At 53.8% G+C, this 15606-nt stretch carries 11 protein-coding genes; 7 read left to right on the top strand and 4 right to left on the bottom strand.

The features are described 5' to 3' along the window. Positions 1–196 precede the first annotated feature (196 nt). Positions 197–1537, top strand: a complete 1341-nt coding sequence (locus IAE30_RS14505; RefSeq protein ID WP_045815253.1) for a carbohydrate porin — start codon at positions 197–199, stop codon at positions 1535–1537. Positions 1538–1675: 138 nt separating this feature from the next. Here IAE30_RS14505 and yegD read toward each other — a convergent pair whose 3' ends face one another. From yegD to IAE30_RS14490, 3 genes are all read right to left on the bottom strand, one after another. Further along, positions 1676–3028 (bottom strand): molecular chaperone, encoded by a 1353-nt coding sequence (yegD, locus tag IAE30_RS14500; protein ID WP_038645930.1) that lies wholly within the window; start codon positions 3026–3028, stop codon positions 1676–1678. A 62-nt stretch (positions 3029–3090) separates the two neighbouring features. Next, positions 3091–5655, bottom strand: coding sequence for a diguanylate cyclase (locus IAE30_RS14495; RefSeq protein WP_200680246.1), 2565 nt, complete (start codon positions 5653–5655; stop codon positions 3091–3093). 146 nt (positions 5656–5801) lie between these two features. Beyond that, the gene (locus IAE30_RS14490) at positions 5802–6416 is read right to left on the bottom strand and encodes a phosphatase PAP2 family protein (RefSeq protein ID WP_038645933.1); all 615 of its coding nucleotides are present in this window, start codon (positions 6414–6416) and stop codon (positions 5802–5804) included. Between the two features lie 229 nt (positions 6417–6645). On the opposite strand from IAE30_RS14490, the gene udk reads away from it, so the two are divergent. The 3 genes from udk to asmA all read left to right on the top strand — a co-directional run bounded on the left by udk (position 6646) and on the right by asmA (position 9890). Continuing rightward, entirely contained in the window at positions 6646–7284 is a 639-nt protein-coding gene (gene udk / locus IAE30_RS14485) for a uridine kinase (RefSeq protein WP_034824830.1), read from the top strand. An 87-nt stretch (positions 7285–7371) separates the two neighbouring features. Beyond that, positions 7372–7953: a dCTP deaminase gene (gene dcd, locus IAE30_RS14480; RefSeq protein WP_034824828.1), complete on the top strand. Its 582-nt coding sequence runs from the start codon at positions 7372–7374 to the stop codon at positions 7951–7953. A 134-nt stretch (positions 7954–8087) separates the two neighbouring features. Then, positions 8088–9890, top strand: a complete 1803-nt coding sequence (asmA, locus tag IAE30_RS14475; RefSeq protein ID WP_200680245.1) for an outer membrane assembly protein AsmA — start codon at positions 8088–8090, stop codon at positions 9888–9890. Between the two features lie 50 nt (positions 9891–9940). On the opposite strand, the gene IAE30_RS14470 is transcribed toward asmA, so the two are convergent. Next, on the bottom strand, positions 9941–11506 hold the full coding sequence (locus tag IAE30_RS14470) for a TerC family protein (protein ID WP_200680244.1): 1566 nt from the start codon (positions 11504–11506) through the stop codon (positions 9941–9943). 791 nt (positions 11507–12297) lie between these two features. Here IAE30_RS14470 and wbaP point away from each other — a divergent pair. The 3 genes from wbaP (at position 12298) to IAE30_RS14455 (ending at position 15604) form a co-directional block, all read left to right on the top strand. After that, complete coding sequence (gene wbaP, locus IAE30_RS14465) at positions 12298–13731, top strand: undecaprenyl-phosphate galactose phosphotransferase WbaP (protein ID WP_200680243.1); 1434 nt, start codon at positions 12298–12300, stop codon at positions 13729–13731. A gap of 298 nt (positions 13732–14029) precedes the next feature. Continuing rightward, positions 14030–15160, top strand: coding sequence for a polysaccharide export protein (locus tag IAE30_RS14460; protein WP_200680241.1), 1131 nt, complete (start codon positions 14030–14032; stop codon positions 15158–15160). A 9-nt stretch (positions 15161–15169) separates the two neighbouring features. Next, positions 15170–15604 (top strand): protein-tyrosine-phosphatase, encoded by a 435-nt coding sequence (locus tag IAE30_RS14455; RefSeq protein ID WP_038645944.1) that lies wholly within the window; start codon positions 15170–15172, stop codon positions 15602–15604. The last annotated feature ends 2 nt before the right edge of the window (positions 15605–15606 follow it).

Below are 15606 nucleotides of genomic sequence, written 5' to 3'. Positions count from 1 at the left end.
GGCGTCCCGCTTTATTTTGTTTTTTTGCCATGCAAAAAATGCCATTTCTGTAAAAAGATATTCATTCATAGACCCTTGTCACAGTTGCGTTAATTAACTATCACCCTTCCAATCAGTGCGCACATATTTGCAAAAATTGACATAACGCTAGCACTATCCTCTGTTCGATCCTTTCCCGTAACATCACAAAAGAATAATGATCATGAACAGAAAAAAAGCAGTGCAGCATATGCCCCGTCTGGCAGCGGGCACCCTGATGTTTGCGATGTTGAGTACATCAGCAATGGCGGCTGATGCATTCAGCTATGACTCACCTTACATGTTTGGCGATTGGGGTGGTTCCCGAACGCAGCTGGAAAAAGACGGCATTAAATTCGACGTCAACTACACCATGGAGAGCGCCTCTAACCTGGGCGGCGGCGCGGATACCAACACATCCATGCGCTACAGCGATCAGTGGGCGTTTGGCGCCAACTTTGACCTGGAAAAACTGCTGAACTGGCAGGATGCACAATTCCAGATGACCATCACGGACCGTAATGGCCAGAACATCTCCGATCAGGTCGCCGACCGTCGTACCGGCATGCTCTCTTCAACGCAGGAAGTATACGGCCGTGGACAAACCTGGCGCCTGACGCAGTTCTGGTTGAGTAAAGGCCTGTTTGATGACGCGGTAAACCTGAAAGCCGGCCGCGTCACCGTGGGTGAAGACTTCGATAACTTTGACAGTAAGTTCCAGAACCTTGCTTTTGGTAGTGGTCAGGCGGGTAACTGGCGTGGCGATCGTTGGTTCAACTGGCCTGTCTCCCAATGGGGCGGTCGTGTGAAATTCAACATCACACCGGAAGTGTTCTTCCAGGTCGGCTTCTATAACCAGAACAGCGCCAACTACGATCGCGGCGATGGCTTTCGTCTGGATACCAGCAACTCTGAAGGCAACATGGTGCCGGTGGAACTGGGCTGGAAACCGACTTTCGGTGCCGACAAACTGCCGGGTAACTACCGTATCGGGTATTACTACTCGTCTGCCAACAGCGATAACTACGGCAGCTGGCGCGATGGGGCTTATCAGAGCCAGGATCACGCCTACGGCGGTTATGTGCTGTTGCAACAGCAGTTGACAGCGCAAGGCGGGGACGCCAGCCGTGGTTTGGGTGTGACGGTGCAGGCGGTGATGAACGACCACAAAACGTCGAAAACCGACAATTACCAGTCCATCAGTTTCACCTGGAAAGGGCCGTTTGATGCGCGTCCACAGGATGAAATCGGTGTCGGTGCGGCGCGTATTCACGTTAACAGCGCCTATACCCGTTCGCTGCGTGAGCAGAACAACGCTAACGGCGAAACTGACTTCAACAGCCCGACCTATCTGCCGATTCAGGATGGCTCGGAGTATAACTATGAGATCTATTACAATGCTCAGCTGACCAAATGGCTGCAGCTGCGTCCGAACCTGCAGTATGTGGTGGCGCCGGGTGCAGTGAGCGAAGTGAAAGATGCGTTTGTCGGTGGCATCGCGGCGAATATTAACTTCTGATTCGCGGATGCACATGAAAATGGCGGCCAGATGGGCCGCCATTTTTTTGTCGCTTACCTATAGCGCCACAACGCCATTCGCCTCTGCCGGCGAGTCAGTCACTTCAGCGGTAAGCGATGGAGCAGGTCGCGGTAGCGATTAACGGAACATCACTTCTGCCCAGCGCGCCAGACCGGCGGTGACCGAGCCAAAGTCATCGCCACCGGCAATCGGCGTGTCTGGCAATGCTTGCTGTAATGCCGCACGCAGCACCGGCGACCGTGCGCTGCCGCCGGTCAGGTAAATCACTTCCGGCTTGGTTTCACAGGTGGCGAGTGCCAGATGCACTTGCTCGAGGATACGTTCCAGTGGCTGGTTGATGGCTTCTTCCAGCTGGGCGGCACTGATTTCAGCCTGCAATGACTGGGCGATAAACGCCAGTGACGCTTCGGTCTCCGGCAACTCGGACAGCGCGATTTTGCTCTCTTCAGCGGCACGCACCAGACGATAGCTTAGCTTCTGTTGCCACACTTTCAGCAGGTGCGCCACTTTATCGCCCTGCTCGGCATCGCGAATCAAATCGCGCAGCAGTTTACCGCTCGCGGCAGAGTAGAAGTCGCTTTGCGCCGGAACATCGTTAATCGCCACCGCATTCCACCACGGCAGTGCGGGCAGGGCGGTGCCTTTTTGCGTGTTACCACCGAGACCCAGCAGAGGCATCAGTGTTTTGAACGCGAGGATAATGTCGAGATCGTTACCGCCCACGCGGCAACCACTGTGGCCCAGCAAACTTTCACGACGGTCGGTTTTATTGCGCCACTCTGGGCCCATCAACAGCATCGAGCAGTCGGTGGTACCGCCGCCGATATCCACCACCAACACACGCGTCTCTTTCTCCAGCGTGGCTTCAAAGTCCAGCCCGGCGGCAACCGGTTCAAACTGGAATTCCACGTCGCGGAAACCCGCACGCTTTGCCGCACGCAGCAGAATACCCTGCGCTTGCTGGTTTGCCTCTTCGCCGCCCAGGCCCTGGAAGTTGATCGGGCGGCCGATCACGGCTTGCTCAATCGGACGGTCTAGTTGGGTTTCGCCCTGCTGGCGAATGTGCAGCATCATGGCGCACACCAGATCTTCGAAGAAGGCGATTTGCTGTGGTTTAAGGCCGTTGGCGCCAAGGAAAGATTTCGGTGATTTCACGAACCACACTTCTTCCGGATCCACCATATATTGTTGCAGCGCGGTCAGGCCGAACTGCACGCTTGCCGCGGTCACTTCGATATCTTCTTCGCGGTTATAGCGCAGGGCACGCTGGAGCAGCGCGGTACCCTCGGTGTCCGGTGTCGGCACCTGATGATGGCGGTGCAGCCATTCGCTGATCGCTTCACGCGTGGGTGCACAAATCATGGAGGGAAGCAGGCGCTGACCCTTCTCCAGTGTCAGCAGGCGCGGTGTACCGTTATCGCTGACCGCGATAGAACAGTTGGCCGTGCCGTAATCGAATCCAATGAACATTTTATCCCCCATGCCAGAAAAAAGGGGGCGACTTTAGCGCAGCCAGCGCGGGCTGGCAATGATCACATTTGTACTTCCTGATAAACGTGATATTGACCACGGCCCGCATGTTTCGCGCTGTAGCAGGCGACATCCGCCTGTGACATCACCACATTGCGGATGCAGTTGTGCTGATCAATCTGTGTCATCCCGGCGCTGGCGCCCACATGATAAGGATGATCGTGCCACAGGAAGGTGTATTCGTTGACCGAAGTGACAATGCGCTGAACCACATCGCGCACCTGGTCAACGTGACTGTTCGGCAGCAGCACGCCAAATTCATCGCCGCCCAAACGCGCCAGCAGATCGCTGCTGCGCAGGTGTTTTTTCATCAACTCCGCCAGTTCACGCAGCAGGGCGTCACCTGCCGCATGACCTGCGTTGTCATTCACCGCTTTGAATTTATCCAGATCGATAAACACCAGCACATGCTGAGTGTTGTTGGCCGCAGCATCGTTCACCACGCTTTTCAGTTGCTGTTCAAAGCTATGGCGATTCGGTAGCCGCGTCAGCATATCGTGCGAAGCACTGTAGCTGAGGCGTTTCATCATTTTGCGTGATTCACTGACATCCTGGATAACCATCACCGCACCGATGCTGGCACCGGTGAGGGTTTTCAATGGGGTAATGCTGTAGTGAATTTCCACCTGCACACCCTCGGGCGTGTGCAATACCAGCTCTTCTTCCAGATCGGGTGAGGTTTTTTCTCCCGGTAAGTTACACAGCAGCAAATTCTCTACGCGCGGACCGTTAGCACCGCGCGTGATATTTAACAGTTCGCTTAACGCCACTCCCGCCGCTTTTTCCTGCGGCCAGCCGCTCAGCGTTTCGGCCACCGGGTTCATAAAGGTCACGCGCATCTCATCGTCGGTACTGATCACCGCTTCGCCAATCGAATCGAGGGTGATCGCCATCCGCTCTTTTTCCTGGAACAGCGCTTCGTTGAGCGCGCGCAGAGGGGTAATGTCCTGACAGATGCCGAGCATGCGCTCGATTTGACCATCCTGACTGAGAATTCGGTTTGCCTCGGTGCGCACATAGCGCGGGCCGCCGGGCAGATTGACGCGATATTCCAGGTGGAAAGCGCTGCGCCGTTCGATCGCCTGCTGCACGGTCAGCGCGGCGTTTTCACGCTCGGCGGGATCCAACAGATGCAGCCACAGGTCATAGGTGGGCACCTGATGGGGTCCGAGCGCGAACAGTTCATACATGCGTTTATCCCATAGCATTTCGCCGCTCAACAGGTTCCACTCCCACACGCCGATACCGCCCGCCTCGTTAGCCAGCGTGATGCGTTCCATCAGGCGGCGATTCACCTGTTCACTCTGTTTGAGTTCAGAAATATCGACTATCTGCGCAATAAAATAGAGCGGCTGGTATTCAGCATCGCGCACCATGGAAACCGTCAGGCGCGCCCAGACGATTTCGCCATCTTTGCGGAAATAGCGCTTCTCCATGGTGTAAGTCATGATGTCACCCGCCACCAGACGTTCCAGCTGTTGCAGGTCGCTGTTGAGATCGTCGGGATGGGTAATTTGCTGGAAAGTGAGTTTTTTCAGTTCGTCAGCCGGAAAGCCCAGCGTGTGGCACAGCGACTGATTGACCTGCTGCCAGCCACCGTTGGGCGACACCAGCGCCATGCCAATCGCCGAGTACTCCATTGCATTACGGAAGCGGGTTTCACTCTCGCTGATATGATGCTTTTCGCGCTGGAACGCATCCATCACCAGCGCCATGACATGGCTGGGAAGGAGCACTAACAAGAACGGCAGCCAGGTACTGACCTGGCCGAGCAACAAGCCGTTTTGCGCCAGATTAACAAAGTTAAACGCCAGCAGAATCGAGATGAAACTCGCATTCAGGAAGAACAGCACAAAGGCTTCGAATTTCGGTAGCCGCACGGCGCACCAAAACAGGATCACCACGATAAAAGTGAACGGCCACGGCAGAAATCGCAGCGATAAGTAACTGGCGAGCAGGGTGACGATCAGGGTCAACAGGGTTTCCAGCTGATGGCCGGGGCTGATTAATTGGCGCAGTGGCTTATTGGGCCACAGTAACAGCACGGGGCCAAATGCCAGTACGCCGATCACCTCGGAGATCACCCAGGTCGAAAAGAAGGGCAGAGACGCGCGATGGCCCACATGCAGCATCCATACTGCCACCACACCGCCAATCAGGGGGGCAATCAAACCGGCGCATAAGGCGAATCGCACCCAATCGAGTAGCGAATTCAGGGGATTTCTGCGATCCAGCAGTGCGCGCAGCATCAAACCCCCGAGAATGGCCTGCACCATATTCAGGATGGCAAATTTAAGGTTACTTAGCGCCGGACCAATGACGATTAAGTTGGCCAGCGAGGTGCCAATGACACAGCTTAGCAGCAACAACGGCACATGTTTTGAGGGGGCGCGGAACACCACTACCGTCATCAGGGCGGTAGAGTACCAAAGTGGGGAAATACGTCCGCTGACCACAATCAGTTCGAGACAAAATAGCGTCAGTAAAAAGGCCAAAGCACCCAGAAACAGTACGTTGAGCCATTTTCTTTGCGGTCGATCCTGTGAGGTTAATATTTCCAGTGTCATGCACGAATCCAGCAGCGCGCATTCGTTACATGTCGAAAAATGCGCCAATCATTCTCTGTTTTCATGCTAGCACATCTGTATAAGATGTCTGCGCAGAATCTGGTTTAGCCCTGATTCAATGAAAGTTTTGGCCCTGACAAAAAAGATTAATCGCGAAACAGATCGGCGCGCGTGTAGGGTTTTTCTAATCCGGCGAGATGGGCGGAAAAACGTTCAAGAAATTGCTGCGTGGTGGCAACGCGGCCATGGCCCATCAACACCAGCGGTACCAGCAGGGCGACACACACTTGTGCCAGGCTAAAACCTTTCAATGCGGTGCGACGCTGTGTGACCAGGAAAGCGCTGCTCAGCGTGAAGCCTAGCATCAGGCCGGTAAGCACTTCACTGAAGGAATGCGCGTGGATCACCAGGCGTGACAGGCCGACCATCATCGGAATCAGATAGCCAATACCAATGGTTAGTGTGCGCCAAAAGGTCGGGAAGCGGCCCGAAACCAGCCACATCATCACCGGCCAAAGCGTCGCTGACATGGCGCTGTGGCCGCTGAATCCGGTGAAGTTAAATCTGGCGCTGCCAATGCCAAACCCGAGAAACAGGATTTTAGACAGGCTAACCAGCAGGCCCGCCAGGCCAAAAGCGAGCAGCCAATACCAGACAGTCTGGCGGTTGTCGCTTTTCCACGGCAACACCAGCGCGATAATCACGGCGGTCGGGATCAGCAACATGCTGTCACCAAAATAGGTCAGGGTTTTCCAACTCATATTTTTCCTTGGGCTTTATTGAGTCAACCTGGGTGGTACACCACTCAGGCAGGAGAACAGTGTATCGATTAAGCATCTGGCTGCAAAAGGGGATATTCTGAAAAGCGGCGGGCCCATTTCTCTGGCATCAAACCGGTGAAATACCTATAATTGCCGCCAACTAACCCTCTCAATCGGCCCATTGCGGTTTCGGCTTCAATTGGCTCCAGTTATCAGGTCTTAAAAAAGTATGACTGACAAGTCTCATCAGTGCGTGATCGTTGGCATCGCAGGTGCATCCGCATCCGGAAAAAGTCTTATCGCCAGCACGCTCTATCGTGAAATCCGTGACCAGGTCGGTGACGAGCATATCGGTGTGATCCCCGAAGATGCCTACTACAAAGATCAGAGCCACCTCACCATGGAAGAGAGGGTAAAAACCAACTATGACCATCCCAGCGCCATGGACCACGATCTGCTGTTGCAGCATCTGCGCGCGTTAAAGGCGGGTCAGGATATTGAGTTACCGGTTTACAGCTACGTTGAACACACGCGCACCAGTGACTGTATTCATCTTAAGCCGAAAAAAGTGATCATCCTTGAGGGCATTCTGCTGCTGACCGATGCGCGTCTGCGTCAGGAGATGAACTTCTCCATCTTCGTGGATACTCCGCTGGATATCTGTCTGATGCGTCGCATGAAGCGCGATGTGAATGAACGCGGTCGTTCCATGGATTCGGTGATGAGCCAGTATCAGAAGACCGTGCGTCCGATGTTCCTGCAGTTTATTGAGCCATCCAAACAATACGCTGACATTATCGTGCCGCGTGGCGGGAAGAACCGCATCGCCATCGATATTCTCAAAGCCAAGATTAACCAATATCTTTGAAAATACTGCGTCCGGATGGACGTGACGCGTGAAGGTTGTCACAACAGTGGCGACCTTTCGCTACACTTAAAGCATGGAGACTCTGCGATGAGATTATGCGATCGCGACATTGAAGCCTGGCTCGACAACGGTAAACTGGCGATTGACCCGCGCCCACCGGTTGAGCGCATTAATGGCGCCACCGTGGATGTGCGCCTCGGCAACCAGTTCCGCACTTTCAGTGGTCACACTGCACCGTTTATTGATTTGAGTGGCCCAAAACACGAAGTCAGCGCCGCACTGGATCGCGTAATGAGCGATGAGATTGTGCTGCCGGAAGGGGAAGCTTTCTTCCTGCATCCGGGTGAATTAGCGCTGGCAGTGACGCTGGAATCGGTCACGATTCCGGATGATCTGGTGGGTTGGCTGGATGGCCGCTCCTCGCTGGCGCGTCTGGGCTTGATGGTGCACGTGACGGCACACCGTATCGATCCAGGCTGGCAGGGCCGCATCGTGCTGGAATTCTACAACTCCGGTAAGCTGCCGCTGGCGCTGCGCCCGGGCATGCTGATTGGCGCATTGAGCTTCGAGCCATTGTCTGGCCCGGCAGCTCGCCCCTATAACCGCCGCGAAGATGCAAAATATCGTGGTCAGCAGGGTGCCGATGCCAGCCGTATCGACAAAGACTGATGTTCGCCTAATGATTCAACGTGCGGCAAAGCGGTAAGAGGGTGAATCCCCGGTAGCTGGCATCAATGTGTGACTGGGGTAAATGAACGCAGCCAACGCCGCTGCAGCATGAAGAATGACGGTGATGAGGGATTATGAGAAGAGTGATAACGACGCTGGCCATCCTGTTAGTGGTGGTCGTGGCGGGCATGACGGCACTGGTGTTGCTGGTCAATCCCAACGACTTTCGTACCTATATGGTACAGCAGGTAGAACAGCGCAGTGGTTATCAACTTGACGTCAGCGGTGGCCTGCGCTGGCACGTCTGGCCACAACTCAGTATTCTCGCCGGGCGCATGAGCCTGACCGCACCTGGCGCCAGTCAGCCGATGGTCACCGCAGAAAATATGCGTCTGGATGTCAACCTCTGGCCGCTACTCTCGCATCAGCTGAGTGTCAGCCAGGTGATGCTGAAAAATGCCGTGATTCGCGTCACGCCTGACAGCGCCGCCCAGAAACCGAGCGGTTCACCGGTGGCACCCACGGACGCGGAACCGGTGGTGACGCGTACCAATGGTTGGTCATTCGATATTGCTAAACTGCGCCTCGCCGATAGTCTGCTGATCTGGCAGCAACCCGGCGGCGACGAATACAACTTCCGTAATCTCAATCTCAGCCTCGATCAGGATGCCAGCAAAACCGCCAGCATCGAACTCGCCACGCGCATTTCACGCAATCAGCGTAATGTGAGCGTCAACCTTAAAGGGCAGATGAATGTGGCGCAGTATCCGCATCGGCTGGTGGGGCAGATAGAGGAGATGGATTACACGCTGGATGGCGCTAACCTCCCGCCGCAGGGCATTAAAGGGGCGCTTAGCGGGCAGGGCGAGTGGAATGCCGATAAACAGCAATTCGCATTGCAAAAGATGCAGCTGACGGCCAACGACAGTACGCTGGATGGCAGTGCCGAAGGGCGTTTAATGTTGCCGCAGCAGCTCAATCTGGCTTTACACGCTACGACGTTGAATCTTGATAATCTGCTGGCCAGCGCGCCCGCCAGCGACAATAGCACCCCGCAGCATGCCAGCGTGATGCGCACGCCCGTGATCGCTGAACCACGCACGCGTACCAACGCTGACTCGCCGTTGAATCTGATGGATTTAACGCTGAGCCTGAATGCGGATTCCAGCGTGTGGCGCGGATTGACGATGAACAATCTGCAGATCGATGCCAGCAATCAGGAAGGGTTGATGACCCTGAACAAACTGCAGGGGAAAATCGGCGATGGGCACTTCTCGATTCCGGGCAGCATTGATATCCGCCAGCCGGCGACGAAAGTCGCCTTGCAGCCGGAAATTGAAAACATCGCCATTGCACCATTAATGAAAGCGCTGGAACTGCCGGAGAGTTTGCAGGGCACGGTCTCTCTGAAAGGCGATCTCAGCGGCACGGGCCTAAGCGTGGATGAAGCGAAGCGTAACTGGCAGGGTAACGCCGAGCTAGAGGCCACCAACCTGCAACTCGCTCAGCTTAATCTGCAACAGATGGTGCGCCGTGCCGTGGCGCGCGTGAGTAATAGCGTAACCAATGATGAGCCTGACGATCAGGGTATTCAGCAGCTGAGCGGTCGTATTAGCCTCAATCAGGGCAAGGTTGTCATGCCCGATCTGCAGGGTGGTAGTAGCCGCCTGGCAGTACAGACCAAAGGCACGGTTGATGTGGTGAACCAGCAACTCGACGTCACCTTCAATATGATGCTGCGCGGCTGGAAAGGTGACGCTAAGTTAGCGAGTCTGCTCAACGGCCAGGCGATTCCACTGCGGATGTACGGTGGCTGGAACAACCTGCAATATTCACTACCGGTTGACGATGTGGTGCGCCAGCAGTTGCAGAGTGAAGCGAAATCGCGGCTTAACGAGTGGCTGGATCGCCAAAAGCCTGCGGTGCAACAACCTTAATCTACGGATAATGCCGTTATGCCTGATTTGATTGGGCATAACGGCGTCGGTTACGGTGCCAACTCAGGCGCGGGCACAATTTCCACTTTCTGTACCCGATGATTTTCCACCTGCAGCGTGCGCAATAAATAATCCCCCACCTGTAACTCTTCTCCCTCTTCAGGCACATGTTGCAGGCTGTCCATTAATAATCCGGCCAGCGTGTGGTAATTCCGTTTCTCATCCAGTGGCAAGTGCACATAGGCTGCCAAATCCTCTAAAGGAATATGTCCGTTCGCCACCCAACCGCCATGCGGCAACGGCTGGATATCATAGCGCGCATCAATCTCCTCGCCTTCATTCGGCAAATTCCCGGCAATGGTTTCCATCAGGTCGCTCAGGGTGACCACGCCTTCCACCGATCCAAACTCATCGACCACAAACGCAAAATGGGTGCGGGCGTGACGGAACTGCTCCAGTGCCTGCAATAACGTCAGGCGTTCGGGAAAGATTAGCGGTTGCTTCACCAAAGCACGTAAATCAAGAGAATGGCTGTGCAGCGACTGATGGAGCAAATCAATCACATGCACTACGCCGAGCGGATCTTGCCCGCGTTCGGTAATCAGGATGCGGGTGTGCTGATTGTTATCCAGCTTCGTCATGATTGCGGCCGGATCTTCACTCAGGTCGATGTGCTCAATATCGTGGCGTGATGTCATGATGCTGCTGATGTGCCGCTGCCCTAAGCCGAGTACGCGGGCAATCATGCGCCGCTCCTGGCGATTGAATAACGCGCCTTCATCGCTGTCGCTGAGCAATGAGGCGGTATCGGCGTCCAGTTCGGCACGCTGGGCTTCACCACGCAATATGCGCAGCACGGCTTCTGAGGTGCGCTGGCGCAGCGGGCGTCCGGCGGTGAGGAAGCGGCGGCGATTAAACAATGCCAGCTGATTAAACATCTCGATCACTATTGAGAAACCAATCGCCGCGTAGAGATAGCCCTTTGGAATAATAAAGCCGAGGCCTTCCGCGACCAGACTGAAGCCAATCATCAGCAGGAAACTCAGGCAGAGAATTACGATGGTGGGATGACCATTCACAAATCGCGTGAGCGGTTTACTCGCCAGCAGCATGAGCAAAATGGCAATAGTGACCGCCGCCATCATCACCGGCAGCTCGTTCACCATGCCGACAGCGGTAATCACCGCATCAAGCGAGAAGATGGCATCCAGCACCACAATTTGCGCGACCACTGGCCAGAATTTAGCACCGTTCTTACTTTGACCGCTCTCTTCGTCGCTCCCCTCCAGACGACTATTGAGTTCCGTAGTGGCTTTATAAAGAAGAAACAGCCCGCCGGAGAGCAGCAGCAGATCGCGGGCGCTGAAATTGTGCTGGAACAGGGTAAACAGCGGTTGCGTGAGAGTCACCAGCCAGGAAAGCGATGCCAGCAACACCAGTCGCAACAGCAACGCCAACAGTAAACCGATCACGCGCGCACGGTCACGCGCTGCAGGCGGTAACTTTTCGACCAGGATGGCAATAAAAACCAGGTTATCAATACCCAGCACCAGCTCAAGAACGATTAGCGTGACTAATCCTGCCCAGAGCGACGGATCGAGGATCCACTCCATCATGCTTTCATCACCTGAATGTCTGAAAATGCGTTTTGTCTGATGATAGTGAATCAACAGGCAAGGTACAAATGAGTCAAATCGCGCTATATCACCCCGTTGCCTTGGGTTTTAGGCATATTCTGAGAAGCGACATTTCGTCGATAAGATGAATGTATGGATAAACTTCACCGCATCGTGATAGTGACGATTAATTCTAATATTCACGCGCAAGCGTACGTTTTTAATGCGAAGCAGTCCGAAGGTGAGTATCGAATTATTCTGAATTTTACGCAGGAATGGGCTGAAAGGGATGGCATCAATACTTATGGCTGGTAGTCTTTTTCCTAAAATAGTGCAGGGGACACGGGGCCTACTTGTAAACAAGCCAGTAATAACTAGTATAGCAACGTGTTAGTAAATGTCTGCGCCGAAGTTGTTAATAGCGCGCTGTTTAGCTTCTTAATGTTATGAATTGTGATCGTGCACGGGATTAGTCTGCCGCTGGCTAAGAATAATCTCAGTGAATGCGATGAAAATAGATGCGATTGCAGCGGTATTGGCAGCGACAGCCAAGGGCGGTAGCGTGCCTGAAGTGCTTTTCTCCGTTCAGATTAGGGCTAAATCGTGGCAAGGGAAGTCAGACTAATCTGTTGGTATTTATTGCAATTCTTTGGCTTTACTAAAAAGAGAATTGGCATAAACACCGGAGCGTTTGCCGCAGATTGCCTCCCCGTTAGCAGTGGATATACCGCTCATTTATTACACAGGGCAGAGGCGTTAGGGATTAGGGAAATAAAATAAAAGAGTTAAATATGCGCGATAACCAAATTACATATAAAAGTCTCCTCACTAAAATTTTACTGGCGTGCTCGGATTTAATTTGTTTCAACGCGGCATTGTTTATTGCTCTGGCGGTGATTAATTCGTTCACAGATTCTCCACTGGCAGATATATCTGAAAAATACCTGCACTTAAAAATCGCCACCCACGTTTGTTTATCGATTATTTGCATAGGCTGGTTCTGGGTTCGCCTGCGTCATTACACTTATCGCAAGCCATTCTGGTTTGAGCTGAAAGAGATATTTCGTACCATTCTTATTTTCTCTGTCATCGATTTGTCAATTTCAGCCTTATCGCAGTGGCAGCTGTCGCGTTTTGTCTGGGTCACCACCTGGATTCTGGCGCTGATTTTAATTCCACTGGCACGCGCCATCTCTAAGCGTGTACTGAATCACTTCGGTATGTGGAAGAAACAAACCATCATCATCGGCAGCAGCCGTAATGCTGAAGAAGCCTGGCAGGCGCTGCAGAGCGAAGAGGTGATGGGTTTTGATGTGATTGCCTTCTTCGATGTCGATGGCAGTTGCCCGCAGGCCAGCATCTCTGGCGTGCCGGTGCTGCACAATGAACAAGAGCTGTGGCAGCTGACGCACAGCGAAACCCAGTTCATTGTGGCGGTGGAGTTTGAACAGAGCCAGCATCGCGACAACTGGCTGAAAATGCTGGCAATGCATAACTGCCGTTCAGTCTCAGTGATTCCAACCCTGCGCGGCGTACCCCTTTACGGTACCGACATGGCCTACATCTTTAGCCATGAAGTGATGATTCTGCGCGTGAACAATAATCTGGCGAAACGCACTTCACGCTTCCTGAAACGTGCATTCGATATTGTCGGCGCTCTCGGCATCATTATTGCGCTGTCACCGGCGCTGCTGGTCCTCGGCTTTATGGTTGGACGCGACGGTGGTCCACCGATTTACGGTCATGAACGTGTCGGCATGAACGGCCGTAAATTCAAATGCCTTAAATTCCGCTCGATGGTGATCAACTCGAAAGAGGTGCTGGAAGAAGTCCTGCGCACCGATCCGATCGCTCGTGCCGAGTGGGATAAAGATTTCAAACTGAAGAATGACCCGCGTATTACCAGAGTTGGCCACTTCATCCGTAAAACCAGTCTGGATGAATTGCCGCAGCTGTGGAATGTGGTACGCGGCGACATGAGCCTGGTGGGCCCACGTCCAGTGATTGAAGACGAACTCTGTCGTTATGCCGGTGATGTTGATTATTACCTGATGGCGAAACCCGGCATGACGGGATTGTGGCAGGTTAGCGGTCGTAACGACGTTGACTATGAAACGCGCGTCTATTTCGATTCGTGGTATGTCAAAAACTGGTCGCTGTGGAATGACATCGCGATTCTGTTTAAGACAGTGGGTGTCGTGCTGAAACGCGATGGCGCTTATTAAGAGAAGAAGGGCAGGGGACGAAGTCATTATCCCCGTCTGAAATGCCGGTGCTGGGAGTGCCTTAACTGACAACTGCCATTATCGAGCCTGAATAGAGTCGGTGACTTGCCGGCAGGGTAATCACCGACTTTACTTGATGTCGTCTCAGGGCACGGTGACAACATAAAACCAAGGGAGCGCATAATAATGACCCACAGTTTCAGTGTTTAACCCGTCAGTTTTATTTTTTTATAAGACGCTACACAGCGGCGTTTTCGCCTCTATCAATCATTAACTGATAGCGAAGAATCAGATGATAATGAAAATTAAATTGATACCTTTACTGGTATCCGCGACTTTTCTCTCCGGGTGCACCATTGAACCAGGTTCGCACCTTTCCACTAGCGGAAAAGATGTCATTGAGCAACAGGATAGCAACTTTGACATCGACAAATACGTCAACGTCTTCCCGCTGACGCCGCGTCTGGTTGAACAGATGCGTCCGAAGCCACTGGTTGCGCAGGCCAATCCGGCGCTGCAAACCGAAATTCAAAGCTACGAATATCGCGTGGGCATTGGCGACGTGCTGAACGTCACCGTATGGGACCACCCGGAGCTGACCACACCAGCGGGTCAGTATCGTAGCGCCAGTGACACCGGTAACTGGGTACAGGCCGATGGCACGATTTTCTACCCGTATATCGGTAAAGTACGTGTAGCTGGCCGCACCGTAACGGAAATCCGCGCTGAAATTGCGCGCCGCCTTGCGCAGTTCATTGAAAGCCCGCAGGTGGATGTCAATGTTGCGGCGTTCCGCTCACAGAAAACTTACGTGACCGGTTCGGTGACCACTTCCGGCCAGCAGGCGATCACCAACGTCCCGCTTACCGTACTTGATGCCGTCAACGCCGCCGGTGGCTTAGCTGCCGATGCAGACTGGCGTAACGTTGTGCTGACGCATCAGGGTAAAGAACAACGCATTTCACTCCAGGCGCTGATGCAAAACGGCGACCTGAGCCAGAACCATCTGCTGTATCCGGGCGATATTCTCTACGTACCGCGTAACGATGACCTGAAAGTCTTCGTGATGGGCGAAGTGAAACAGCAATCCACGCTGAAAATGGACCGCAGCGGCATGACGCTGGCCGAAGCGCTGGGTAATGCGGCTGGGATGGATCAAACCACGTCCGATGCCACCGGTGTCTTCGTTATTCGTCCTATTCGTGGTGCCAACCGCACCAAGATCGCCAACATCTATCAGTTGAATACCAAAGATGCGGCATCGATGGTGATGGGCACTGAATTCCAACTGGAGCCGTACGACATCGTCTACGTCACTGCGACCCCGATTACCCGTTGGAACCGTGTGATTTCTTCGCTGCTGCCAACCATCGTAGGTATCGACGATGCAAGCTCCGCAGCACTGCGTTTCCGCAACTGGTCTAACTAAGGTTTCAGTATGATCAAGTCCGTGTTAGTCGTCTGCGTCGGTAATATCTGCCGCTCCCCTACCGGGGAGCGTCTGTTCCAACGCGCGCTACCTTCAACTCGGGTGGCTTCTGCAGGGCTAGGCGCTCTGAAGGGGTTCCCGGCGGACCAGACTGCCAGCGATGTTGCCGCTGAACACGGCGTATCGCTGGAAGGCCATCATGCTCAGCAGTTAACGGCCAGTATGTGCCGTGACTATGACCTGATTCTGGTGATGGAGAAGCGCCACATTGAGCAGGTGAATCGCATCGACCCAGCCGCACGCGGAAAAACCATGCTGCTTGGGCACTGGCTTAATCAGCAGGAAATTGCGGATCCGTACAAAAAAAGTCGCGAGGCCTTCGAAGAGGTCTACGGGTTACTGGAAAACGCTACCCAGAAATGGGTCAACGTACTAAGCCGATAGTT

This window comes from Pantoea sp. S61 (assembly GCF_016625145.1).
Taxonomy (GTDB): domain Bacteria; phylum Pseudomonadota; class Gammaproteobacteria; order Enterobacterales; family Enterobacteriaceae; genus Pantoea; species Pantoea rwandensis_B.
The sequence above is the reverse complement of the archived record's forward strand: the minus strand, read 5'-3'. Positions and strand labels throughout refer to the sequence as shown.